This window comes from Ruegeria sp. K7 (genome assembly GCF_056531785.1).
The window spans coordinates 250,625-273,471 of sequence record NZ_JBQFMJ010000001.1 but is presented as its reverse complement, the minus strand read 5'-3'; the positions used below and the strand labels follow the sequence as shown (position 1 = coordinate 273,471).

The following is a 22,847-nucleotide window of genomic DNA, read 5'->3' as shown; positions in this document are numbered from 1 at the left end:
CACCTGTGGGGCGAAGGTCCAGGCCCCATTTCGTTGCGCGGGGGATAGCGCGGTTGTGGGCGCTGGACAACCCTTCTTGGCGGCTACGGGGTATGCAGTTTGACGCAGAGGATTCTGTCACCTTTCAAAAAAACCCCAGACATGCTCCAACACGCCGGATTGGCAAATGCCGAACTGAACAAAGAAAAAGCGCCCCCTCAACCGAGGCAGCGCTTTGTTCCAAATCGAACAGACCTGTTAGGTCAGTTGATCAATGTCGGCTTGGTCACGTTACTTTTGGGCAGAATGCCCAAGCGCCGGGCGACCTCGGAGTAGGCGTCGGTCAAATTGCCCAGATCGCGCCGGAACACGTCTTTGTCGAGCTTTTGTCCGGTTTCGATGTCCCACAGTCGGCAGCTATCCGGGCTGATTTCATCCGCCACGAGCAAACGCTGAAAATCACCTTCGAAGACGCGGCCTATCTCGATCTTGAAGTCGATCAGGCGGATACCCACAGCCAGCATCACACCGCTCATGAAATCGTTCACGCGCAGCGCCAGGCTAAGGATATCTTCCATATCCTGCTGGCTAGCCCAGCCAAAGGCCGCAATGTGTTCTTCCGAAACCAGCGGATCGCCGAGCGAGTCATCCTTGTAGCAGTACTCGATGATCGGACGCGGCAACTGTGTCCCTTCGGCGATGCCCAAACGCTTGGACAGCGAGCCTGCGGCATAGTTGCGAACGATCACTTCCAACGGCACAATCTCGCAGCTGCGCACAAGCTGCTCGCGCATGTTCAGACGGCGAATGAAATGGTTCGGCACGCCAATCTGGGTCAGGCCGGTCATGAAAAACTCGCTCAGACGGTTGTTCAACACGCCTTTTCCGTCAATGACGTCTTTCTTTTCGGCGTTGAAAGCCGTGGCGTCATCCTTGAAATACTGAACGATTGTGCCCGGTTCCGGGCCTTCATACAGGATCTTGGCCTTGCCTTCATAGATTTTCTTGCGACGCGCCATGTGCGACCTTTCCAGTCTGCTGAGCGGGAATGAGTCCCCTCACGTTGGCGTTCTCATAGTCCAAGCCCCCCTTTCTCGCAAGTTCGTCAACCCGAGAGGCTTTGACGCAGCGCAAATCCCTTGCGTCCGCAACGTGCAATAGTCATATCATGAAGACAGAATTCGAAACTCAAGGGGTCCCCGACAAATGACCACATTTGACGAACGTGAAGCCGCGTTTGAAAACAAATTCGCGCATGATGAAAAAATGCAGTTCATCGCCAGAATGCGCCGGAACCGCTTTATGGCCGTTTGGGCATCCACGCTTAAGGGTGAGACGGTAGAACAAGCCCGCAAATACGGTCAGGAACTGGTGCACACAGATCTTCAAAACGTAAGCGAAGACGACGTTGTCGACGCCGTCAAAGGATATCTGGGCGACCTTGCCGACGAAAAGACCATCCGCGTAAAGATGGCTGAGTTGTTGGTGGAAGCCAAAGAGCAGGTCATGGCGGAAGTAAACATCTGACCTCCAAAATACAAAGCTCATGATCTTCATGAGTTTTATGAATTTGATTTGACGCCCCGGTCGTGAGACACGGGGTGTCTCAATTTTTAACGGTCGAATGCACCTTTATTCGGACGACTCGCATGACAAACGCGCTTAGCACACTTTTGGAAACCAAGGATGCCATTCTGGCGGACGGGGCAACCGGCACCAATCTGTTCAATATGGGACTGCAATCGGGCGACGCGCCGGAATTGTGGAATGTGGACGCACCGGACAAGATCAGGGCGCTGTACCAGGGATCCGTTGATGCCGGCAGCGATCTGTTTCTGACCAACACTTTTGGCGGAACGGCCTCGCGTCTGAAACTGCACGATGCACAGGATCGCGTTGCAGAACTGAACCGAATCGGCGCCGAACTGGGTCGCGAAGTCGCCGACAAGGCAGGTCGCACGGTGATCGTGGCCGGGTCGGTCGGTCCTACCGGCGAAATCATGGAGCCGGTCGGCAGCCTGTCACACGCAGATGCCGTCGAAATGTTTCATGAACAGGCCGAAGCGCTAAAAGCAGGCGGCGTCGACGTTCTCTGGCTGGAAACCATCAGCGCGCCCGAGGAATTCCGGGCCGCAGCAGAAGCATTCGCGCTGGCTGACATGCCCTGGTGCGGGACCATGAGCTTTGACACCGCGGGTCGCACCATGATGGGCGTTACATCCGCCGATTTTGCCTCGCTGGTTGAAACGTTGCCCAATCCGCCTGTGGCTTTCGGCGCCAATTGCGGGATCGGGGCGTCGGATATCCTTCGCACGGTGCTGGGTTTTGCGGCACAGGGAACAGAACGGCCTGTGATCTCGAAAGGGAATGCGGGCATACCGAAATATGTCAATGGTCACATCCACTATGACGGAACGCCCGAGTTGATGGGCCAGTACGCGGCCATGGCACGTGACGCGGGGGCGACTATTATTGGCGGCTGTTGCGGCACGATGCCTGAGCATCTTCGTAAGATGCGCGAGGCGCTGGACACAACCGCACCGGGTGATCGACCGACACTGGATCAGATAACGGGCGCACTGGGTCCATTCTCATCAGCCTCTGACGGCACTGACGAGGATGCGGCAGTCCCGGACCGCCGCGCGCGCCGTCGACGCCGGGCTTGAGCTTCAGCGCCCCTCGAATTTCGGGGGGCGTTTTTCCATGAATGCAACGACGCCTTCGGCAAAATCGCGGGTGCGGCTGCAATCTCCCTGCAAATGAGCCTCGGTCGTCAATTGCTGCGTCAGGGATTTGCCGTAAGTTCCGCGAATGGCCTTCTTCATCGCAGCAAACGCAGCGGTTGGCCCACTGGCCAGATAAGACGCCCGCTTGCGCCAGTGCGCGTCAAACTCTGCATCACTGACGGATTCCCAGATCAGCCCCCAATCATCGGCTTGACGCGCGGTGATCTTGTCCGCGAACAGCGCCGCGCCCATCGCTTTGGCCATCCCCATCTGACGCGGCATGAACCATGTACCGCCGGCATCCGGCATCAACCCGATCCGCGCGAATGCCTGTAAAAAATAAGCGCTTTCAGCCGCAATCACGACATCCGCGCACAAAGCCAGATTGGCCCCCGCACCGGCGGCTGCCCCGTTTACCGCGGCGATTGTCGGAACCGGGCAATCGTGGATCGTTTCCAGCATCGGTTCGTATTCGTCGCGCAAAGATCTTTCCAGGTCGATCTTGCCAGTGCTCGAAGCATCCCCAAGATCCTGCCCCGAGCAAAACGCGTTGCCAGCTCCGGTTATCACGATCGCCCTGGCGCGACGGGCCGCATGTTTCATCGCATGCATGATCTCGGCCCGCATTTGCGTGGTCAGTGCGTTCATCTTATCCGGCCGGTTCAGCGTAAGAACCGCCAGATCGTCCGCAATGTCCAGAAGGACCGTTTCATATTCCATGGTTTCCTCCCAAACTCAGAACCCTGGGTGAACCTGATGGATAAATGCGGGAAGGAAAAGCTAAACCGAACGTCAGTCTTCGAGAATTTGGCGCAGACGCTCTTTCTCGTTCTCGCTCAGGGCGTCTGCTTCGGACGCGCCCTGCCCTTGTGACCGCTTACGCAAAAAGTTCCAGCCCATTCCGGCGGCAATCAGCAGCATTATGGGACCGGCCAGCCAAAGCATCAGGTTTGACCCGGTCACTTTCGGCTTCAAAAGAACATATTCGCCGTAACGGTCAACGATATAGGCCACAGCCTCTTCGTCGCTGTCCCCGGCCACCAGCCGCTCACGCAACAACAGGCGCAAATCGCGCGCCAGTTCGGCATTGCTTTCATCAATGCTTTCATTTCGGCAGACAAGGCAGCGCAAACCGGTGCTGATGTCGCGTGCCCGCGCTTCGAGTGCCGGGTCATCCAACACTTCATCCGGTTGAACAGCCATCAACGGGGAGGCAATCAGCATCAGGATCAGAGCCAGACGTCTCATTCCGCAGGTACTCCGCCAGCCGGGGACTTGCGGGCACCGGCAGCCACACGAAAACGACGATCAGACAGGCTGAGAACTCCGCCAAGCGACATCAGAATACACCCGCCCCAGATCCAGTTCGCCAGTGGTTTGATATAGGTCCGCATGACCCAACCGCCATCGGCCTGTTGGTCGCCGATCACGACATACACATCCCGCAGGAAACGATAGTCGATCGCCGCTTCGGTCGTGGGCATCCGCGCCACGGGATAATCGCGTTTTTCCGGATGCAGCGTGGCGATGGGTCGCCCGCTCTTTTCAACAATTACATCCGCCATGGTCGAGAAGTAGTTCGGCCCCTGTACCCGGCGCACATCATTCAGGGTCAGGGTGAATTGCCCGACTTCAAATGGCTGGCCCGGTTGCGCAACACGTATGTCTTCGACCTCCCACGCGGTCAGGCCTGCAATGGCAAATATCGTTACCCCCAACCCTGTATGAGCGACCGCCTTGCCCCAATCCGCACCGGGAAGACGCACCAGGCGGTTCAAGTTGTTTTTGCGGCCCGTGCGGCTCCACAAATCCACGATTGCACCGAATGTGATCCATGCGCCAAGGAACAGACCAACCGGCCCCAAAGCGCTGCGTCCTGTCTGCATCGCCCAGACCAGCAACGCCAGCGCAAGCGCCAGCAGAAACGCGTAGCGCAGCGACCAGGCCGTTTTGCCAAGCTTGCCCCGTTTCCAGGGCAGCATGGCACCAACGGGCAACGCAATGCCCAACGCGACCATGAAGGGCGTAAAGGCCGCATTGAAGAAAGGCGCCCCAACAGAAAGCTTCCGATCAAAGGCCATTTCCGCCACCATCGGCCACATGGTTCCCACAAACACGACAAAACAGCTAACAGCCAGAAGGATGTTGTTCAGTATCAACGCGCTTTCGCGGCTGACCATACCAAACACACCCTTCGCCTCCATGGCCTGTGCGCGGGTGGCAAACAGGGTCAGCGAACCGCCGATGAAGAAAATCAGAATAAGCAGGATGAACACGCCCCGCTCCGGGTCGTTCGCAAAAGCGTGAACCGAGGTCAGCAGGCCGGACCGTACGATGAAGGTTCCGATCAGCGAAAATCCGAAGGCTATAATGGCCAACAGGATCGTCCAGCTTTTGAGGGATTCGCGCTTTTCCACAACAATCGCCGAGTGCAGCAATGCGGCAGCCAGCAGCCACGGCATGAACGAGGCATTTTCTACCGGATCCCAAAACCAGAAACCACCCCAGCCCAGTTCATAGTAGGCCCACCATGACCCCAGCGCGATGCCGATCGTCAGAAACACCCAGGCCGCCAATGTCCATGGCCGGACCCAACGCCCCCATGCCGCATCGATTCTGCCCTCGATGAGGGCTGCAACGGCAAAGCTGAAAGCCATGCTCAGCCCGACATACCCCAGATACAGGAACGGCGGGTGGAACGCGAGGCCGGGATCCTGCAGCAGCGGGTTCAGGTCGCGGCCGTCAAACGGCGCGATAACCAACCTGTCAAACGGGTTCGAAGTGAACAGAATAAAGGCGAAAAACGCGACAGCAATGGCCGATTGAACCGCCAGCACGCGCGCCTTGAGCGTTGGTGGCAGACCGCCGCCGAAGAACGCGGCCATGGCACCGAAAATGGTAACAATCAGCACCCACAACAGCATCGAACCTTCGTGGTTCCCCCAGGTGCCGCTGATCTTGTAAAGCATCGGCTTGGCGGAATGGCTGTTCTCTACCACGATACGCAGCGAAAAGTCCGACGTGATGAAGGCCCACGTCAACGCACCAAATGAAAACGCGGTCAGCAAGAACTGAGAGATCGCAGCCGGTTCCGCAAACGCCATCCAGCCGGTCCATCGTTTTGCAGCGCCGATCAAGGGCACCACGCTTTGAACGATGGCGACAAAAAAGGCGAGGATCAGGGCAAAGTGGCCAAGTTCTGTAATCATGGCCATCGATATAAACCTGTCGCGGGGCAAGCACCAACAACAATCGCCAGGATTTGGCGCACATAGTGTCGCGGGTCAGGCACCGCGCAGGCGCTTCTAGTCCTCCAACGCGCGGTTTTCGTCAAGGTCGACGGTCGCCTCGACTTCGGGTTGTTCTGCACCGGCGTCTACATGTGTCGGCATATCCTTGTCCAACGTTTGCAGGGTTCTGAGATTCTCGACGACGACAGGAACCCGTGTCATCCCGGCGGCAATTTCTCGTTGCAGATCCTGCACTTTGCTGTGGTGACGCGCGCCAAAATAAAAGGAAACGATTACCCCCAACAGCCACCACAAAGGTTCAGGTACAAGCGCAATCCCCTGCATTCGGGCCGCAAACCAGATCGGGTCGACCATGGCCGCCACAAACAATCCCAACGTCCCCAAAGCCAGCGCCGGTCGCGGTACTCGGTTCAACCCATCCATAAACCGATCGAATGCACCTTTTTGCCCTTTGTGAAACTCGGCGCCGAACTGAGACATCGCCTGCCCTTGGACAGTCACGGAACGCTCAGCTGCTGCATCGGCGTTCTCGTGGAAAACTTCGACTGTTTCCCGCACAAGGTTTCGCCCGCCCCCGAACAGAAATGACAATACGCCCGATATCAGCCCCATCGTGAAACTCTCCTTTGAAACTCTGCGTCGCTTAGGTGGTAATCGGGTGAAAGAAATTCTTCCGCCCGTCGAATCCAGCCCCCTTTTCCCCCGGATCGGGTGCGCGCATATTTGCGGGACGCAGGACGCCGATCTGCCAGTTGAAAATAGTAGTTTCGTCGGGCGATACCGTAGGCATCACGCAGCGCCGCCGCATCAGGCATAGCCGCTTCCCGGCAAGCCTCTGCCGTCTGCGGACCAACCACGCCATCCACCGTGACCGCGAAACCCATTTGCACCAACAACCGTTGCAGGATTCGGACGGCATGGGCACCGGCATTTACGTACATGTCAAAAATAGTCGCCTGCAGCATTTCTGGCAACAACCCAAGGCGGGGTTCCTCGAAATAGTATTGCAGAAAGATCTCAACTGCCTGATTTTGCGACAGTGCACGCACGTCTGCGTGCGAAATCTTTCCGTCTCCGGTCAGATCCAATCCCAACCGCCGCAGCGTGCTGATTGTAACACCGAACTTCGTGGGTCCACCGGGGTCATCCGGATCATCCACATATCCGCCTTCTCGTGCCACTATGCCCCTGGCGATTTGCCGAACCGTCTGCATGCCGACCTCATTTCAACTATCAGGTCAGACGGTCAGTCAAAGGCATTAACAACGCGCAAAAAGAAAGGGCGCTGCATGTCCGTCACATGCAACGCCCTACTTCTTTTTGTTCAAGGTTACGCTGCCGCCGGAGGCATGCGGATCAGATGAGGTCAGCTCTCATCGGCCTCTTTGTAGACCCCTTGTTCTTTCAAGGCATCCACGACCTCTTTCGGCATATAGGTCTCATCGTGTTTTGCCAGTATTTCAGTGGCTTCAAAGACACCGTTCACGTAACTTCCGGTTCCCACCATACCCTGATTTTCCGAAAACAGGTCCGGCAGTACACCCGTGAATGCCACTTTGACGGTTTCGCCGCCGTCTGTGACGCTGAAATAGACCGTCTCGCCCTGTCCGCGAATGATTGACCCTTCTTCGACCAGCCCGCCAATCCGGAATACTTCGGTCGGTTTGGGAGGTTCCGCGATGACCTGACTTGGCGAGCGGAAAAAGTTGATGCCGTCCCGCATGGCGTACCCAATCAACGCCGTCGACAATGCCAGGGCAACAGCTGCCAGCAAAATGATCTGTACTCGACGGCGTTTCTTGAGCGTTTTCATCTTTTCCTCACGGGAACAACGGGGCCATCATCAGCCCGGCGGTTTCATTTTCACCTAACATCAGGTTGGCGTTCTGCAAGGCTTGGCCACTGCTACCTTTTGTCAGGTTATCAAGTGCCGCGACCACAATCGCGCGACGTTCAATCCGATCTGCAACCACGCCGATATGGCAGAAGTTTGACCCCCTGACATGGTGGGTCGAAGGCGTTTCACCAAAGGGAAGCACCTGCAGAAACGGCTCTGCTTCATAGGCCTTGCTCAGTGTTTCATAAATGCTGTGTGGGTCGCCCTTCACATAGGTCGTTGCCAAAATCCCCCGATTGGCGGGGATCAGATGCGGTGTGAACTGCACATGCACGGTCCGCCCCGCCAGTTTCGAGAACTCCTGATCGAACTCTCCCAGGTGACGGTGCGTCCCGCCTACGGCATAGGCGTTGTACCCTTCACTGAGCTCTGCGTGCAAAAGGTTTTCTTTCAACGACCGACCCGCCCCTGAAACGGCGCATTTCAGGTCGAGAATGATGTCATCGAGATCAACCACACCCGCTGTTATCAGCGGCCGCAATGCGTATTGCCCGGTCGCCGCGTTGCAACCTGTGCCAGCAACCAGTCGCGCAGCCCGGATTTCATCGCGGTAGAATTCGGTCAAGCCATAAACAGCCTCTTCCTGCTGTTCCAATGCAGCGTGCGGGTTGCCGTACCACTTCTCGTACTCCGCCGGATCGCGCAGGCGGAAATCAGCGGACAGGTCGATAATCTTCAGGTTTTTCGGCAGATCACGGATTATTTCCTGGCTGGTTTTGTGCGGCAATGCGCAGAAACACAGGTCAATCTGCGAGAAATCAATTTCCGAAATCTTGCACAGATCCGGCAGGTTCATATGCCGCAGATGTGGGAAAACCTGCGCCATAGGCTGCCCAGCCTTACGTTCAGCGGCCAGAGCGGTGATTTCCTTATTCGGGTGCTCGGCGATCAGCCGCACCAGTTCCGCACCGGTATAGCCGGAAGCGCCAAGAATTGCGATTTTGTGGGTCATGTCAGACCTCTTGCATGAGTGTGTCACATATCACGACCGCCGATGTGACGGTCATCGGATTAAGGAATGGGGGTCCGGGCGTCCTTGACCTAAGTCAGGCCGCCTCAAATGTGATTTGTCGTCGGAGAAACTGAGTGGCCCGATCGCTGACAATGCCCGGTTTGCCGGTCGTCAGAAACCCGCCCCCGCCCCCGCCCGAGCCAAGCATGTTCGGATGGCGTTGCAGGTAATCCGCAAGGCTTTCCGCCACCAGATCTCCCTGACTGAACACTTGAACATCCGGACCAAGCGCCTGCTGAAACGTTTCGGCCATCAAAGGGTAATGCGTGCAACCCAGAATGGCGGCCTGTGGTTCGGGCATCTTCCGCTTCAGGGCATCCACGTGGCTGCGCACCAGCGCTTCGGCCAGAATCATGTCGCCATCTTCGATCGCGTCAACAACACCGCCACATGCCTGCGCCTCGACATCTACACCGATGGCCCGAAAGGCCAGTTCCCGCTGAAACGCACGACTTGAAACGGTGGCCGGGGTCGCAAACAGAGCAACATGCTTCACGGCGACCTCTCGCGGGGGCGAGTTGTCGCCCCATTGGCGTTCCGTCAGGGCCTCGATCAGCGGCACAAAGACGCCGAGAACCCGCTTGCCGTCGGGCACGCCCTCTTCCTGCATCCGCCGCAACGCAGCCGCGCTGGCGGTGTTGCAGGCGAGAATCACAAGATCACAGCCCTTTGCCCACAGGTCATGAACTGCCTTGCGGGTCAGTTGATAGATATCCTCAGCATCGCGCACACCGTACGGTGCGTGCGAACTGTCCGCGAAATACAGGAAATCCACGTCCGGCAGACGTTTCCGTGCGGCGTCCAGAACGGTCAGCCCGCCGAGACCAGAATCAAATATACCTACTGCCATTTGCCCTTCAGGCGCGATGCCGTTCCTCGAATTCATACCCGTAGTCATAGGACTTTAACGGTTTCGGAGACAGCTCATACGTCGCTTTGCGCAAGAAATCCATCATCTTGCGCGTGTCCTTGCCCAAAGGGTCCAGAACATCCCGGCCAATGGGCTCACCGATGACCACCTTAACCGGCGTGTCGACCCGCTTCTTGAACTCTTTGATCAGCAACCCCATGCGCAGCGTATTGTGCAAATGACTGGCAATCTGAAACAGGCGTGAGGTGTGCCCGTCAAAAAAAACCGGTACAACCGTTGCATTCGATTTCGCAACCATTCGGGCCGTAAAACCGCGCCAGCCCGGATCCATCGGGTGCGAGAACGGTTTGGCTCCGGTGCTGACCGTTCCGCCCGGGAAGATCCCGATGGCACCGTCACTACCCAAATAATCCAAGGTCGTCTTCCGCGTTTCGAGGTTTAGCTTCATCGCCTCCTTCGTATTATCGAACGAAATTGGCAGGATGATACGATTCAGATCCTCGGCCTTTGTGAATACATGATTGGCCAATATCCGAAAATCTCCGCGCGTCTGAGACAGGATGTGGCCCATCATCAGACCATCCAGAATTCCGTACGGATGATTTGCAATCAGGATCAGCGGCCCGTCAGCGGGTATGTTCGACAAAGATCCGCCGACGATATCCAGTGACAATCCGTACCGCTCGACCATAACCGCCCAGAAATCCCGGCCGTTGGCGACTTCGCGCTCGTACCCATCCGCCCGTTTGATCAGACGCAAACGCCCGGTCGTATTCTCCATAAGCTTGATGACCATCTTCCCGCCTCTGGTCTCGGCGGAATAGGCATAGGAAATGTCACGGGCGACATGACGGCGCGAAGGCATGCGATACTCCGGTCTGTTTCACGCAATCTAGGTGCAGGTGAGCCTTTTGCACAGATGCCGTTACAGGATTATGACATGTCATTCGGCCGCGGCACGCATCTCGGGACCGCCGTCGCGGATGATCGCCAGCAATTCCTCGCGCTTTTTGGCTGCTTTGGCTTCGTTCTCCCTCAGAACAGGTCCAAATCCGCGAATCTCCAGCGGAAGCCGTGCGAGGGCCGCAAATGCGTCACGTGTTTCGGCCGTGATCAATGGCGTGATCTCACGCAGGTCGGATTCGTACTGACGGATCAATGCACGTTCCATCTTGCGTTCAGCACTGTAACCAAAAATGTCGAAGGGCGTACCGCGCAGGAATTTCAGTTTGGACAGAAGCTTCATCGGTCCAAGCATCCATTCCCCAAAAGCACGCTTGCGCGGTCGCCCGTTCGGTCCGGTCCCTCCCATTATTGGCGGTGCCAGATGAAAGGTCATCTTGAAGTCGCCGTCGAACTCGGACTTTGCCTGCTCCCGGCTATCCAGGAGAAGGCGAGCAACCTCATATTCGTCCTTGTAGGACAGCAGTTTGTGATAACCTTTGGCCACAGCGTCGCGAACCGAGGCGTCCTCGAAAGCGTCAACCACCTTGCGGTAGCGTTTTGCCAGACGATTGCCCTGATATTTCTTAAGATGATCGGTCCTGAAGTCGATCATCTGCTCCAGCGATTTGGGCAACTCTGCAACGGAAGGCGACAGTATCGCATCGACTTCCTGGGGATGCAGAACTGCCCACCGGCCAATATCAAAGGCGTGTTTGTTGCGTTCGACCGCTGTGCCGTTCAGTTCGATGGCTTGCAGAACGGCCTGATGTGAAACCGGCAGTAGACCCTTTTGCCAGGCAGCACCAAGGACCATCATGTTTGAATAGATCGAATCTCCCATGACAGCGCGCGCCAGCTCGGTTGCATCAAACATCGAAACGCCGTCCTTCAATCGCGCCTGCAGCGCCAGTTCCAGCCGGTCGCTGGGGATCTGGAAATCGGTGTCCCGGGTGAAGTCGCCGGTGATCGTTTCATGGCTATTGACCACCGCGCCGGTTTGGCCGGTTCGGGTCAGACCCAGTGTTTTGGCCCCGGCAGACACGACCAGATCGCCGCCAATCAGCGCATGTGCTTCGCCGGTCGCGACACGGATGGCACTGATGTCTTCAGGACGGTTGGCCAACCGGCAATGGATGTGCACCGCACCGCCTTTTTGCGCCAAACCCGCCATTTCCATCATGCCAGCACCCTTGCCGTCGATCTGGGCCGCCTGCGCCAGAATGGCACCCAGCGTCACAACCCCGGTGCCACCGACGCCAGTGATGACAACGTTATGAGTTCCATCAATACGCGGAAGTTCCGGCATAGGCAGATCGGGCAAGTCGATCTCGGTCGTCGCTTCCTTTCGGATCTGAGCGCCTTCCAACGTCACGAATGAAGGGCAAAACCCGTTGAGACAGGAAAAATCCTTGTTGCAGCTGGACTGATCAATGGCGCGCTTGCGACCAAGTTCCGTGTTCTTCGGAACGATCGAGACACAGTTCGACTGAACACCGCAATCCCCGCAGCCTTCGCAGATGTCAGTGTTAATAAACACCCGCTTGTCCGGGTCGGGAAATGTTCCGCGCTTGCGGCGGCGGCGTTTTTCGGCGGCGCAGGTCTGCACGTAGACAATAACCGACACGCCCTCGATCTCGCGAAAACGTTCCTGCACCCGCATAAGTTCGGCGCGCTCGAAGGTTTCGACATTAGCGGGCAGCGCCTTGAAGTTCACGTCTTCCTTTTCGTCATAAACAACAGCCACCGTCTGAACGCCCATTGCCTTGACCTCGGCCACAATACGTTCGGCCGTCAGACCGCCTTCATTGTCCTGCCCGCCGGTCATGGCAACTGCATCGTTGAACAGGATCTTGAAGGTGATGTTTGTCCCCGCCGACAATGCCGCCCGGATCGCCTGAACGCCCGAGTGGTTGTAGGTTCCGTCCCCAAGGTTCTGGAACACATGTTTGGTGGTCGAAAACGGCGCTTCCCCAATCCAGTTTGCGCCTTCACCGCCCATCTGAGTGAACCCTGTCGTCTCACGATCCATCCACTGAACCATGTAGTGGCAGCCGATACCGGCATAAGCGCGGCTTCCCGTCGGCACGCGGGTAGAACTGTTGTGCGGGCAACCCGAACAGAAATATGGCAGGCGCGTCGCGATTTCCTGGGCGTTGTCGGCCCTGCGGGCTTCGGACAGTTTTGCCAGCCCGGCGCGAACGCCGTCTGTATCGTGCCCCTCTTCGATCAGGATCTCACCGATTTTCTCGGCGATCATGATCGGATCCAGCGCGCCGCGTGTCGGGAACAGTTCTTCTCGGTGCAAGGTGCCGGCACCGCCCTTGTACCAGCCATAGACACGGCGGCCGCGGCGATCGTCGAAAATGGCCTCTTTGACCTGAACCTCGATCAGCTTGCGCTTTTCCTCGACAATCACGATCAGATCCAGGCCTTCAGCCCAGTCGTGGAACCCAACCATGTCCAGCGGGAAGGTCTGCCCCACCTTATAGGTGGTAATGCCCAGCCGCTCGGCCTCGTTTGCGTCGATGTTCAGCAGGGACATGGCATGGGTCAGGTCCAGCCAGTTTTTGCCCGCCGCAACAAACCCGATTTTCGCGCCCGGCTTACCCCAGATACGCTTGTCCAGTTTGTTGGCATGAGAGAAGGTTTCCGCCGCAAAACGCTTGAAGTCGATAATGCGCCCTTCCTGCAGGTGAGGCGTGTCGCCCAAACGGATGTTCAACCCGCCCTCGGGCATGTCGAACTCGGGCATCACCAGCCCCATGCGATCCGGGCTGCCGTCCACGACGGAAGTCACCTCGATCGTGTCTTTCATCGTCTTCAAGCCAACCCAAACGCCGGCAAAACGGCTGAGCGCAAAGCCGTAGATACCGTAATCCAGGATCTCCTGAACACCTGCCGGGCTGACCACAGGCATGTACATGTCGACCAGAGACCATTCCGACTGGTGCAACACGGTCGAACTCTCACCGGTGTGATCGTCGCCCATTGCCATCAGCACACCGCCATGGCGCGCGGTTCCGGCCATATTCGCATGCCGCATCACGTCACCGGACCGGTCCACGCCCGGGCCCTTGCCGTACCACAACCCGAACACGCCGTCGTACCGGCCGTCTCCTCGCAACCCGGCCTGCTGGCTGCCCCACAGGGCTGTTGCCGCCAGATCCTCGTTCAGACCGAACTGAAAGGTGACATCGCTTTCCGAAAGCTCTTTTTGCGCTCGCATCATCTGCTGATCGACCGCCCCAAGCGGCGAACCGCGATAGCCGGTCACCAGTCCGGCGGTGTTCAAACCCGCCTTCTGGTCGCGCGCTTTTTGCATCAGCATCAGCCGAACAAGCGCCTGCGTTCCGTTCAGAAGAACGGGATTTCTGGTCAGATCAAAGCGGTCATTCAGCGAAATCTTAGGCTCGCTCATCGGACGCCTCCCCTCGTCAGATCAGGTTGCTAACTTAACACATATTTTAGGTCATAATTTCTGACCTGTATAGACGCTATCCTCTGAATTGTAACGATTTCACAGTTTGAATGTAGAACTTGTTACCTATTTCATATAGGGCTTCCTTAGGATAACGAAAGTTGCGGCGATGGACTGGGACAAGCTTAGGATATTTCACGCGGTTGCAGACGCGGGCAGCCTGACGCACGCCGGAGACAAGCTTAACCTGTCCCAATCGGCCGTCAGCCGCCAAATCCGCGCGCTGGAAGAATCACTCGATGCCACCTTGTTTCATCGCCATGCCCGAGGTCTGATTCTGACCGAACAGGGCGAATTGCTATTCGATGCGACCTCGGCCATGTCCAAACGACTGGACGCCGCCGCCGCGCGCATCCGCGATAGCGAAGAAGAAGTGTTTGGGGTTCTTCGAGTAACAACCACTTTCGGTTTCGGAACCCTTTGGCTGGCCCCCAGGCTGCCGAAATTATATGAACAATATCCCGACCTGAACATCGACCTGATGTTGGAAGAACGGGTTCTGGACCTTCCCATGCGCGAGGCCGATGTTGCCATCCGTATGAAAGAGCCCAGCCAGGCGGATCTCGTGCGCAAGCGTCTTATGACGGTCCGGATGCAGCTTTATGCAACCAGAGAATACTTGGACACGCATTCCTCTCCGGCATCGATTGAGGAGATTTCCAATCACAGGCTGATCTGCCAGACCCCCGCCGCCCCACAGGTTGGTGCCAGCGCAGCAATGGTCCGGCATTTAATGACGCACAACCCCAGCTCGCTGCTGACGGTCAACAACTATTTTGGGGTATTGCAGGGTGTACTACACAACCTTGGCATCGGTGTTCTGCCGGACTACGTCACGCAGGATTTCCCGCATCTGATTTCCATTCTGGCAGATATCGAAAGCGCGGATGTGCCGGTCTATCTCGCATACCCCGAGGAATTGCGACATTCCAAACGCGTGGCAGCCTTCCGGGATTTCGTTCAGGATGAGATCATCGAACAGCGGAAACAGTTGAAGAAGCTGGGAAAACTCTAGCTATGCACATTTGGCATAGCGGGCATGAGCAGCAAACAGCCTAATAAATCTTGAACGAACGAAAACCGCACACTAAATGGGCACTCGAAGGCGGTGATGCTGAAACGCTCATCATCTTCATACCTCCCTGTTGGACTACGGCCGAGCTTATTGCTCGGCCTTTTTTTTGGCCCGAAAGCCAAGCCCTCTGAAAACAAGCCAATTTTTCTGGGAATCGTTCCACACTCCCTCTATGCTGCCGGAAAATAAAAATTTTCTACTTTCGAGGGAAATCTCATGTTCAATCTGCTTCGCCTAATGCTGGCGATGATCGTATCCGTGTTTATTGTGGGTACGGCGCTGGCTCAGGAGTCTGACACAGGCTCATCCTCTACGGTGGCGGCCCCGGTCGTTCCTGATGACCTGAGCCCCGAGCAGGTGGACGATTTGGTTGCGCGCATGTCTGACGATCAGGTGCGCGCCCTTTTGTTAGAGCGGTTGGATGCCGTAGCCGAGAAGAGGGCCAAGGAGGCAGAAGGACAGGAAGACCCGCTGACCGAAATCAACGAAATATGGGCGGCGATGGTTGCCTCATGGACTAATGTTCTGACGACACTTCCAAACATTTTCAGCGCGCAGGTTAAAGCATTTAGCAACTTTTCCGAAACTCTCGGATCGACCGGTGTGCTTACTTTGATCGGGCTGGTCGCAAGCGTTCTGGTTGTGGGATTCATAGCTGAAAAGTTGTTCGATCTGTTAACCAGAAGATGGCACAAACACACCGAAGTCGGGGATGAGGCCGACCTTTGGGGTGCCGTGAGCTTTTTGTTCCGCCGGTTTTGCCGCGAGATCGCCGGGTTGATTGTTTTTTATATCGTCATCCGGACTCTGGGCCGGATCCTTTTGACACCCGAGCAGCTCAAATTTGCGGGCCCTTTCGTATTCTATCTTATCTGGATCCCGCGATTGGGCGCGGCGGCGTCGCGGTTCATTATGGCACCAAACAACCCAAAATTCAGACTGGTCAACATTGACGATCACTGGGCAAAATACCTGCATCGGAATCTGATTGGTTTGCTGATCCTGATTGGGGTTACGCTGTTCGTTGTCCGCTTCAATGGTTTGAACGGTATCACTCCCGGCGATACCCGCATCGGTTTCTGGCTGAATAGCGCTATTCATATCTACATTGGCGTGATCGCCTGGACCGCGCGCGAGGGCCTGTCGCAGATGATGCTGGGCACCGATCCGGATCACACAAAATTCGATGAAGAAGTCGCGCAGTATTATCCGTACTTCGCAATCGGCGTTTCGGCGGTGACCTGGCTGCTGGTCGAGTATCTTGCCGCACAGCGCGACCCGGCAATCCTGGCGCTGTTGGTCAAAGGCCCGCATTTCACGACTATGTTCTGGTTGCTGATTGCACCCGCCCTCGACACTCTGATCCGTGGATTAGTGCGCCATCTGCAACCGCCGATGTCCGGCGAAGGCCCGCTTGCCGAACGCGCGTATCGGTCGACCAAGCGCAGCTATATCCGCATCGGCCGTGTTCTGGCAGGCCTGTTTGTCGTGATGATGATTGCGCAGGCATGGCAGTTGGATTTGCGGCATGTCGCTTCCGCTGGCATCGGCGCCGAAGTTGGTGGGGCCGTGATCGAGTTTCTGCTGATTATTGCCGTCGGTTATATCATGAACGAGGTCGTCTCGCTTTGGATCAACCGTCGTCTGGCCAAAGAACAGACAGCCGCCGAAGCTTTGGACGAAGAAGCCGGTGGCGAAGGCGGCGGTGCGGGCGGCTCGCGTCTGGCGACCGTTCTGCCATTGCTGCGCATCACCGCGCAGGTGACGATTGCCGTCATCTTCGGCCTGCTGGCACTCGGGGCACTGGGCGTCAACATCACGCCGCTCCTCGCCGGTGCCGGTGTTCTCGGCCTGGCCATCGGCTTTGGTGCGCAGAAGCTGGTTGCCGACATTGTCGGCGGTATCTTCTTCCTGATCGATGACGCCTTCCGCGTTGGTGAATACGTGGATGTGGGCGGCACCATGGGAACCGTCGAAAAGATCTCGATCCGTTCGATGCAATTGCGCCACCATCGCGGGCCGGTTCATACGATCCCTTATGGTGAAATTCAGAAGCTGACGAATTTCAGCCGTGACTGGGTCATCATGAAACTGAAGTTCACGGTGCCCTTCGACACTGACCCCAACAAGGTCAAGAAGATCTTCAAGAAGATCGGGGCCGATATGATGGCGGACGAAACTCACAAGGAAGGTTTCTTGCAGCCCTTCAAATCTCAGGGTGTGTTCGACTTTGACGATGTCGGGATGATCATCCGAGGCAAGTTCATGGCCAAACCGGGCAAGCAGTTCACGCTGCGCAAGGAAATCTTCAACCGGGTCAAGGCTGCCTTCAACGAAAACGGAATCGACTTTGCCCGCCGCGAAGTCCGTGTTGCGATCCCCGGCCTGGAAGAGGCGGAAACCCTGACCGAAGAGCAAAAGGCCGCAGTTGGCGCCGCCGCTGCTGACTCGTTGAACAAGCAGCAAGGTGGTGCTTGATAAGCTCCGCGCGCGGTAGCTGCCCTAGCTGTCGGGTTTTGGACCAAATTCTTGAAGAACCGGCGCACCGCGCCGGTTCTTTTTTGCCCGGGTAATTGCTCTCCTCCTAGCTTTCGGCCCGGTTCTTGCGCCCTGCGCGGTCTTGACCCTTCCCACGGGCGCGCCCATGGCCTAAAAGGCGCGCAATCTCGGCCATCTCGGACACAGGACAAACCATGCAAGAGCCCGCCATCACCCCGGATCTGATTGCAGCACACGGGTTGAAACCCGAAGAATACGACATGATCCTGGAGATCATCGGGCGCGAGCCGACATTTACCGAGCTTGGCATCTTTTCGGCCATGTGGAACGAACACTGTTCCTACAAGTCCTCGAAGAAATGGCTGCGCACGCTGCCCACCTCGGGGCCTCAGGTCATTTGCGGCCCTGGTGAGAATGCGGGCGTGGTGGATATCGGCGACGGTCAGGCCGTCGTCTTCAAAATGGAAAGCCACAACCACCCCTCGTATATCGAGCCCTACCAAGGGGCGGCGACCGGCGTGGGTGGCATTCTGCGCGATGTATTCACCATGGGTGCGCGTCCCATTGCGTCGATGAACGCACTGTCCTTTGGCGAGCCGGGCCACCACAAGACGCGCCAACTGGTCAACGGCGTGGTTGAAGGGATCGGCGGCTACGGCAATTGTTTCGGTGTTCCCTGTGTGGGCGGCGAAGTCCGTTTTCACCCTGCCTATAACGGCAACTGCCTTGTGAACGCGTTCGCCGCCGGCCTCGCTGACAGCGACAAGATCTTCTATTCTGCCGCATCGGGCGTCGGTATGCCTGTCGTTTATCTGGGAGCCAAAACCGGCCGCGATGGCGTTGGCGGTGCGACAATGGCCTCGGCTGAATTCGATGACACCATCGAAGAAAAACGCCCCACCGTGCAGGTTGGTGACCCCTTCACCGAAAAGCGTCTGATGGAAGCAACGCTGGAATTGATGCAGACCGGCGCGGTGATTTCGATCCAGGACATGGGCGCGGCCGGTCTGACCTGTTCGGCTGTTGAAATGGGCGACAAGGGCGGCCTTGGTGTGCGTCTGGATCTGGAAAACGTGCCTCAGCGCGAAGAAGACATGACCGCGTATGAAATGATGCTGTCGGAATCCCAGGAACGGATGCTGATGGTCCTCAAGCCGGAACTTGAGGCCGAAGCTCGTGCAGTATTCGAAAAATGGGATCTGGATTTCGCAATCGTTGGTGAAACGATTGCCGAAGACCGCTTCCTGATTATGCACAATGGCGAAGTCAAAGCTGACCTTGTCCTGTCGAAACTGTCCTCGACCGCACCGGAATATGACCGCCCGTGGGAGCCGACGCCCGAGGCCGAGGAACTGGCCGACGTGCCACAGATCGATCCGATCGACGGATTGAAGGCCCTGCTGTCCTCTCCCAACTACGCGGGCAAGCAATGGGTTTATGAACAGTACGACACCATGGTGATGGCGGATTCCACCCGCACACCGGGATTGGGCGCTGGCATGGTTCGCGTTCATGGCACTGACAAGGTATTGGCCTTCACCTCGGACGTTACCCCGCGCTATGTGCGCGCCAACCCGGTTGAAGGCGGCAAGCAGGCCGTGGCCGAAGCCTATCGCAACCTGACAGCCGTCGGGGCCAAGCCGCTGGCCACGACCGACAACCTGAATTTCGGCAACCCGGAAAAGCCCGAGATCATGGGCCAGTTTGTCGGCGCCATTCAGGGCATCGGCGAAGCCGTTGGCGCGCTGGATATGCCGATCGTGTCTGGCAACGTGTCGCTTTACAACGAAACAGATGGTCAGGCGATCCTGCCGACCCCGACAATAGGCGCCGTGGGTCTGCTGCTGCATTCTGACGAGATCATCGGCAACGAAGTCCGCGAGGGGCATGTAGCGCTGGTCATCGGCGAAACCAAAGGTCATCTGGGTCAGTCCGCCCTGCTGGCCGAGGTGTTCAACCGCGAAAACGGTGATGCGCCCCATGTCGATCTGGCGGCCGAGGCCCGCAACGGAGATTTCATCCGCACCAACCGCAACATGATCAAGGCGTGTACCGATCTGGCCGACGGCGGCCTTGCTCTGGCCGCTTTCGAACTGGCCGAAGCGTCTGGCGTCGGCGTTCAGTTGGACGAGGCATCGACCGAGTTCCTGTTCGGTGAAGATCAGGCCCGTTATCTGGTCGCCTGCAACTTCGATCAGGCCGAGGCGCTGATGATCGCCGCCGGTCAAGCCGGTGTCCCTCTGGTCTCGGTTGGCAGGTTCACGGGCGATGCTGTCAGGATCGGAAGTTCGGAAGCGCCGCTGTCGGAACTGGCGGAAATCTTCCGTGGCAGCTTTGCCGCTGCGGTAGCCTGACGCCCACCCTGCATACATCCCAAATTCAGAAATCCTGCGCGCGCGACCGGGCGCGGGATTTGTAAACGGGGTACCCCCGAGGCACCTTGCACGCCCCTGCGCATCGCTCTACATCTTGGGAAAGACCTTCAGGAGTAACCTTTATGCCAATGAGCGCCCACGAAATCGAACACCTGCTGCGCGAAGCCTTTCCGGATGCGGAGATTCAGGTTGGCGGGCATGATGGTGTTCATATGTCTGCCATGGTCGTTGACGAAAGCTTTCGCGGAAAGAACAGAGTGCAGCAACAGCGCGCAGTTTACGCCGCGTTGAAAGGCAAAATGGATGGCCCGGATGGTGAGCTGCACGCGCTGGCGTTGACTACAAAAATTCCGGAATGATCAGACCCGGCGTCATCACTCGCAAACCCCAGTGGAGGCCTGAACATGAGTGATCTGATGCTTGGCGTTTGCATTGTAGTTGGATTGATTGTTGCCGCAGCGCTTATTGAAGCCTATTTGAAGCGCAACAAGAAACGCTCGCTGGCCGATATCCGTCCTGATCCGGACGAAATCAGCCAGGTGGGCGGAATAGAGAGATACGGGCTGGATCCGTTGTCTTTGGCGCAGGCCGAGCATCGGCGGCTCGAAGCGGAAGGATGGGGTCCAGAGGCCCCACAAAACGAAACAACCGCCCCGGATGCGGGTGAAGAGGACAAGCAAGATGAGCGACGTTAAGACCCAGATCGACGAAACCGTCAAAGCCAATGATGTGGTGCTGTACATGAAGGGCACCAAGGAAATGCCGCAATGTGGTTTCTCGTCTCGTGTGGCCGGTGTTCTGAACTATATGGGTGTTGACTACACCGACGTGAACGTTCTGGCCGACGAAGAAGTGCGTCAGGGCATCAAGGACTATTCCGACTGGCCGACCGTGCCGCAGCTTTTCGTCAAAGGCGAGTTCGTAGGCGGCTGTGACATCGTTACAGAAATGACCCTGTCGGGTGAACTGGACACGCTGTTTGACGAAAACGGCGTCGGCTACAACAAGGAAGCAGCCGACAAAATCCGCGAAGCAAACGCCTGATCGGCGCTTACCGGCTGCTGCATTCCTGATAAATGACCTGCTCACTGGCGGCGCTTCCTGCCGCCAGATAGCTGATCGAAGCGTTCCAGCCCTTGGAACGCAGAATATACGTTCCCTCTGTGCCCAAAGACTCGTAGCGAATCCCAGATCCGCTTTCGACTTGGCGCATGGCGACCAGAGTGTTGTCGACCATGACCGCCGCAGCACCTGATCCATCGGTCGAATTAAAGTAGCTCACATGCAGCGGCACTTCGTTTTCGCAGGTGAAAGTCACTGATAATATGTCGATCTCACTCAAAGCGGCCGATCCTGACATCAGCAGTCCAAAGCATGCCAGATTGCGCAGCATTCTCATCCCGCGGACTTCTCTTCCAGCATTGACGCCAGCGCTTCGGCCCGCGCAGCCAGTTCTCCCAAGGTGTCGGTCACCGATGGCGGCACGACTGCCACTTCAACACGCTCGGGTTCCGGCGGTGGTGCATTTCGCAGCGTCTCTAGCTCCGCTTGGAACTCGGCGAGCTTTGCCTCAAGGGATTTGACCTTTTCTTCGGTTCCGACGGTTTTGTCCGCCAGCATCAGGCCAGCCATCAGCAGCATTCGTGATTCCGGCATGCGCCCGATCTGGTCCGACAGAACCTGAGCCTCGTCGTCCAGCATTTGGGCCGCTGCCTGCAGAAATTGCTCTTCACCCTCCTGGCACGAGACGTCAAAACCACGACCACCGATATGAATGGTTACTTCGGGCATCACTCCACCTCACCTTCTGCCAGCTTTGCCTGTGACAACAAAGGTTCCAGCCGTGCCAGAACCGCATGCGCCTCAGCTGCATCCGTCGCCTGAGCGGCACGCGTTGCTTCCAACTCGGCAACTGTGGCGCGGTTCAGCATCTCCGCATCCGGCAGACCGTCCTGCACGGCGGCGCGCAACTCATCAACCGAACGCCGCAACTGTTCGTTGGCTTTACGCATGCGCTGCAGGTCGTCATCCAACCGCGACATCGCGGCCCCATGGCTTGACCGTTCCGCCCTCAGCATTTCCAGTTCGGCGTTAAGTTCTTCCAGACGCTCGGTGTCGGCGATCTCTGACAGCAGCCGGGCATTTTCGGCCTCAAGCTCCTGCAGCTTTCCACTCAATGCGCTTAACCGAGTGTTTTCGGCCTTCAGCGCCTCCAGTTCCTCACGGTTGTCCAGCGCAGCCTTGGCGTCGGCAAGCTCTGCCCGCGCAGCTTCAACCGAGGCCAGCCTGTCATTGGCATCGGCAAGTTGTTGGCGCAGTGCCGTTTTCTCGGCGTCATCAACAGGAACGTTGCGCAAAGCCTCCATATCGGCGCGCATCGCGTCGACTTCATGTTCGTGACGTTCTTTCAGAGATTTCAGCCGCTCTTCCAACTGCGCATTCGCCACACGCTCGTCCTCAAGCGCGACGCGCAGTTCGTCATCTGCGCCTTCTTTGGCTGGTGCTGTGTCCTGAATGGCCGCTACACCCGCGCCAATCCGCTCCATCGCGGCGGTCAGGCGACGCTGTAGTTCTTCGATCTGGCTCATGCCCCTGTCACCTCATTTTCAAGGTTCGTTATCTCTCGGGTTTGTCCGAATCAATGCAAACCACTTCTGTGCCTAGTCTAACGGATTGTTCCGGAAAATACCCACTGTTTGCTTTCAACGACTTGGACCGTCTTCTTGAAGCGGCCACCTC

At 57.3% G+C, this 22,847-nt stretch carries 22 protein-coding genes; 8 read left to right on the top strand and 14 right to left on the bottom strand.

Annotated elements, in window-relative coordinates:
* Nucleotides 1–242 precede the first annotated feature (242 nt).
* Nucleotides 243–998 carry a phosphoribosylaminoimidazolesuccinocarboxamide synthase gene (gene purC, locus ACR0FE_RS01315; protein ID WP_480910427.1) on the bottom strand — a complete coding sequence of 252 codons (756 nt, stop codon included), beginning with the start codon at nt 996–998 and terminating at the stop codon, nt 243–245.
* Between the two features lie 187 nt (nt 999–1,185).
* Here purC and ACR0FE_RS01310 point away from each other — a divergent pair, with 187 nt between their 5' ends.
* Both ACR0FE_RS01310 and bmt read left to right on the top strand, forming a co-directional pair.
* A complete protein-coding gene (locus ACR0FE_RS01310; protein WP_170616899.1) occupies nt 1,186–1,506 on the top strand; it encodes a DUF1476 domain-containing protein in 321 nt (106 codons plus the stop codon).
* A gap of 122 nt (nt 1,507–1,628) precedes the next feature.
* The gene (gene bmt, locus ACR0FE_RS01305; RefSeq protein WP_480910425.1) at nt 1,629–2,645 is read left to right on the top strand and encodes a betaine--homocysteine S-methyltransferase; all 1,017 of its coding nucleotides are present in this window, start codon (nt 1,629–1,631) and stop codon (nt 2,643–2,645) included.
* 3 nt (nt 2,646–2,648) lie between these two features.
* On the opposite strand, the gene ACR0FE_RS01300 is transcribed toward bmt, so the two are convergent.
* From ACR0FE_RS01300 to ACR0FE_RS01255, 10 genes are all read right to left on the bottom strand, one after another.
* Nucleotides 2,649–3,425 (bottom strand): enoyl-CoA hydratase-related protein, encoded by a 777-nt coding sequence (locus ACR0FE_RS01300; protein WP_480910422.1) that lies wholly within the window; start codon nt 3,423–3,425, stop codon nt 2,649–2,651.
* Between the two features lie 72 nt (nt 3,426–3,497).
* Nucleotides 3,498–3,953, bottom strand: coding sequence for a cytochrome c-type biogenesis protein (locus ACR0FE_RS01295; protein ID WP_480910420.1), 456 nt, complete (start codon nt 3,951–3,953; stop codon nt 3,498–3,500).
* A complete protein-coding gene (locus tag ACR0FE_RS01290; RefSeq protein WP_480910417.1) occupies nt 3,950–5,914 on the bottom strand; it encodes a heme lyase CcmF/NrfE family subunit in 1,965 nt (654 codons plus the stop codon). Before ACR0FE_RS01290 ends, ACR0FE_RS01295 begins: the two co-directional genes overlap by 4 nt.
* Before the next feature lie 96 nt (nt 5,915–6,010).
* Nucleotides 6,011–6,568 (bottom strand): holin family protein, encoded by a 558-nt coding sequence (locus ACR0FE_RS01285; protein ID WP_480910415.1) that lies wholly within the window; start codon nt 6,566–6,568, stop codon nt 6,011–6,013.
* Nucleotides 6,559–7,170 carry a holin-associated N-acetylmuramidase gene (locus ACR0FE_RS01280; RefSeq protein WP_480910413.1) on the bottom strand — a complete coding sequence of 204 codons (612 nt, stop codon included), beginning with the start codon at nt 7,168–7,170 and terminating at the stop codon, nt 6,559–6,561. The genes ACR0FE_RS01285 and ACR0FE_RS01280 overlap by 10 nt, the downstream gene beginning before the upstream one ends.
* Nucleotides 7,171–7,322: 152 nt before the next feature.
* Nucleotides 7,323–7,769, bottom strand: a complete 447-nt coding sequence (gene ccmE / locus ACR0FE_RS01275) for a cytochrome c maturation protein CcmE (RefSeq protein ID WP_170619004.1) — start codon at nt 7,767–7,769, stop codon at nt 7,323–7,325.
* A 7-nt stretch (nt 7,770–7,776) separates the two neighbouring features.
* Nucleotides 7,777–8,805: an N-acetyl-gamma-glutamyl-phosphate reductase gene (gene argC / locus ACR0FE_RS01270; RefSeq protein WP_480910411.1), complete on the bottom strand. Its 1,029-nt coding sequence runs from the start codon at nt 8,803–8,805 to the stop codon at nt 7,777–7,779.
* Between the two features lie 94 nt (nt 8,806–8,899).
* Complete coding sequence (locus ACR0FE_RS01265) at nt 8,900–9,715, bottom strand: aspartate/glutamate racemase family protein (protein WP_170616883.1); 816 nt, start codon at nt 9,713–9,715, stop codon at nt 8,900–8,902.
* 7 nt (nt 9,716–9,722) lie between these two features.
* Nucleotides 9,723–10,601: a lysophospholipid acyltransferase family protein gene (locus tag ACR0FE_RS01260; RefSeq protein WP_480910409.1), complete on the bottom strand. Its 879-nt coding sequence runs from the start codon at nt 10,599–10,601 to the stop codon at nt 9,723–9,725.
* Between the two features lie 78 nt (nt 10,602–10,679).
* A complete protein-coding gene (locus ACR0FE_RS01255) occupies nt 10,680–14,099 on the bottom strand; it encodes an indolepyruvate ferredoxin oxidoreductase family protein (protein WP_480910406.1) in 3,420 nt (1,139 codons plus the stop codon).
* Nucleotides 14,100–14,268: 169 nt separating this feature from the next.
* On the opposite strand from ACR0FE_RS01255, the gene ACR0FE_RS01250 reads away from it, so the two are divergent.
* The 6 genes from ACR0FE_RS01250 to grxD all read left to right on the top strand — a co-directional run bounded on the left by ACR0FE_RS01250 (nt 14,269) and on the right by grxD (nt 21,152).
* Nucleotides 14,269–15,174 (top strand): LysR family transcriptional regulator, encoded by a 906-nt coding sequence (locus ACR0FE_RS01250; RefSeq protein ID WP_480523946.1) that lies wholly within the window; start codon nt 14,269–14,271, stop codon nt 15,172–15,174.
* A gap of 276 nt (nt 15,175–15,450) precedes the next feature.
* Entirely contained in the window at nt 15,451–17,712 is a 2,262-nt protein-coding gene (locus tag ACR0FE_RS01245) for a mechanosensitive ion channel family protein (protein ID WP_170619005.1), read from the top strand.
* A 215-nt stretch (nt 17,713–17,927) separates the two neighbouring features.
* Nucleotides 17,928–20,087, top strand: a complete 2,160-nt coding sequence (purL, locus tag ACR0FE_RS01240; protein ID WP_480910403.1) for a phosphoribosylformylglycinamidine synthase subunit PurL — start codon at nt 17,928–17,930, stop codon at nt 20,085–20,087.
* A 143-nt stretch (nt 20,088–20,230) separates the two neighbouring features.
* Nucleotides 20,231–20,467, top strand: a complete 237-nt coding sequence (locus tag ACR0FE_RS01235; protein WP_170619006.1) for a BolA/IbaG family iron-sulfur metabolism protein — start codon at nt 20,231–20,233, stop codon at nt 20,465–20,467.
* Nucleotides 20,468–20,512: 45 nt separating this feature from the next.
* The gene (locus ACR0FE_RS01230; protein WP_170616869.1) at nt 20,513–20,803 is read left to right on the top strand and encodes a hypothetical protein; all 291 of its coding nucleotides are present in this window, start codon (nt 20,513–20,515) and stop codon (nt 20,801–20,803) included.
* Nucleotides 20,790–21,152, top strand: coding sequence for a Grx4 family monothiol glutaredoxin (grxD, locus tag ACR0FE_RS01225; RefSeq protein WP_170616867.1), 363 nt, complete (start codon nt 20,790–20,792; stop codon nt 21,150–21,152). Before ACR0FE_RS01230 ends, grxD begins: the two co-directional genes overlap by 14 nt.
* Nucleotides 21,153–21,159: 7 nt before the next feature.
* Here the strand turns inward: grxD and ACR0FE_RS01220 are convergent, their stop codons facing one another.
* Genes ACR0FE_RS01220 through ACR0FE_RS01210 form a run of 3 tightly spaced genes read right to left on the bottom strand, consistent with a single transcriptional unit; the run spans nt 21,160 to nt 22,696 of the window.
* Nucleotides 21,160–21,501 carry an MliC family protein gene (locus ACR0FE_RS01220; protein WP_480910400.1) on the bottom strand — a complete coding sequence of 114 codons (342 nt, stop codon included), beginning with the start codon at nt 21,499–21,501 and terminating at the stop codon, nt 21,160–21,162.
* Nucleotides 21,502–21,503: 2 nt separating this feature from the next.
* Nucleotides 21,504–21,899, bottom strand: coding sequence for a cell division protein ZapA (locus tag ACR0FE_RS01215; RefSeq protein WP_480910397.1), 396 nt, complete (start codon nt 21,897–21,899; stop codon nt 21,504–21,506).
* Nucleotides 21,899–22,696, bottom strand: a complete 798-nt coding sequence (locus ACR0FE_RS01210) for a hypothetical protein (protein ID WP_480910395.1) — start codon at nt 22,694–22,696, stop codon at nt 21,899–21,901. The genes ACR0FE_RS01215 and ACR0FE_RS01210 overlap by 1 nt, the downstream gene beginning before the upstream one ends.
* Nucleotides 22,697–22,847 lie beyond the last annotated feature (151 nt).

What these genes read in the sequence shown, in the direction of transcription:
- purC (WP_480910427.1), bottom strand. Translation starts at nt 998, where the DNA reads ATGGCGCGTCGCAAGAAAATCTATGAAGGCAAGGCCAAGATCCTGTAT.
- ACR0FE_RS01310 (WP_170616899.1), top strand. Translation starts at nt 1,186, where the DNA reads ATGACCACATTTGACGAACGTGAAGCCGCGTTTGAAAACAAATTCGCG.
- bmt (WP_480910425.1), top strand. Translation starts at nt 1,629, where the DNA reads ATGACAAACGCGCTTAGCACACTTTTGGAAACCAAGGATGCCATTCTG.
- ACR0FE_RS01300 (WP_480910422.1), bottom strand. Translation starts at nt 3,425, where the DNA reads ATGGAATATGAAACGGTCCTTCTGGACATTGCGGACGATCTGGCGGTT.
- ACR0FE_RS01295 (WP_480910420.1), bottom strand. Translation starts at nt 3,953, where the DNA reads ATGAGACGTCTGGCTCTGATCCTGATGCTGATTGCCTCCCCGTTGATG.
- ACR0FE_RS01290 (WP_480910417.1), bottom strand. Translation starts at nt 5,914, where the DNA reads ATGATTACAGAACTTGGCCACTTTGCCCTGATCCTCGCCTTTTTTGTC.
- ACR0FE_RS01285 (WP_480910415.1), bottom strand. Translation starts at nt 6,568, where the DNA reads ATGGGGCTGATATCGGGCGTATTGTCATTTCTGTTCGGGGGCGGGCGA.
- ACR0FE_RS01280 (WP_480910413.1), bottom strand. Translation starts at nt 7,170, where the DNA reads ATGCAGACGGTTCGGCAAATCGCCAGGGGCATAGTGGCACGAGAAGGC.
- ccmE (WP_170619004.1), bottom strand. Translation starts at nt 7,769, where the DNA reads ATGAAAACGCTCAAGAAACGCCGTCGAGTACAGATCATTTTGCTGGCA.
- argC (WP_480910411.1), bottom strand. Translation starts at nt 8,805, where the DNA reads ATGACCCACAAAATCGCAATTCTTGGCGCTTCCGGCTATACCGGTGCG.
- ACR0FE_RS01265 (WP_170616883.1), bottom strand. Translation starts at nt 9,715, where the DNA reads ATGGCAGTAGGTATATTTGATTCTGGTCTCGGCGGGCTGACCGTTCTG.
- ACR0FE_RS01260 (WP_480910409.1), bottom strand. Translation starts at nt 10,601, where the DNA reads ATGCCTTCGCGCCGTCATGTCGCCCGTGACATTTCCTATGCCTATTCC.
- ACR0FE_RS01255 (WP_480910406.1), bottom strand. Translation starts at nt 14,099, where the DNA reads ATGAGCGAGCCTAAGATTTCGCTGAATGACCGCTTTGATCTGACCAGA.
- ACR0FE_RS01250 (WP_480523946.1), top strand. Translation starts at nt 14,269, where the DNA reads ATGGACTGGGACAAGCTTAGGATATTTCACGCGGTTGCAGACGCGGGC.
- ACR0FE_RS01245 (WP_170619005.1), top strand. Translation starts at nt 15,451, where the DNA reads ATGTTCAATCTGCTTCGCCTAATGCTGGCGATGATCGTATCCGTGTTT.
- purL (WP_480910403.1), top strand. Translation starts at nt 17,928, where the DNA reads ATGCAAGAGCCCGCCATCACCCCGGATCTGATTGCAGCACACGGGTTG.
- ACR0FE_RS01235 (WP_170619006.1), top strand. Translation starts at nt 20,231, where the DNA reads ATGCCAATGAGCGCCCACGAAATCGAACACCTGCTGCGCGAAGCCTTT.
- ACR0FE_RS01230 (WP_170616869.1), top strand. Translation starts at nt 20,513, where the DNA reads ATGAGTGATCTGATGCTTGGCGTTTGCATTGTAGTTGGATTGATTGTT.
- grxD (WP_170616867.1), top strand. Translation starts at nt 20,790, where the DNA reads ATGAGCGACGTTAAGACCCAGATCGACGAAACCGTCAAAGCCAATGAT.
- ACR0FE_RS01220 (WP_480910400.1), bottom strand. Translation starts at nt 21,501, where the DNA reads ATGCTGCGCAATCTGGCATGCTTTGGACTGCTGATGTCAGGATCGGCC.
- ACR0FE_RS01215 (WP_480910397.1), bottom strand. Translation starts at nt 21,899, where the DNA reads ATGCCCGAAGTAACCATTCATATCGGTGGTCGTGGTTTTGACGTCTCG.
- ACR0FE_RS01210 (WP_480910395.1), bottom strand. Translation starts at nt 22,696, where the DNA reads ATGAGCCAGATCGAAGAACTACAGCGTCGCCTGACCGCCGCGATGGAG.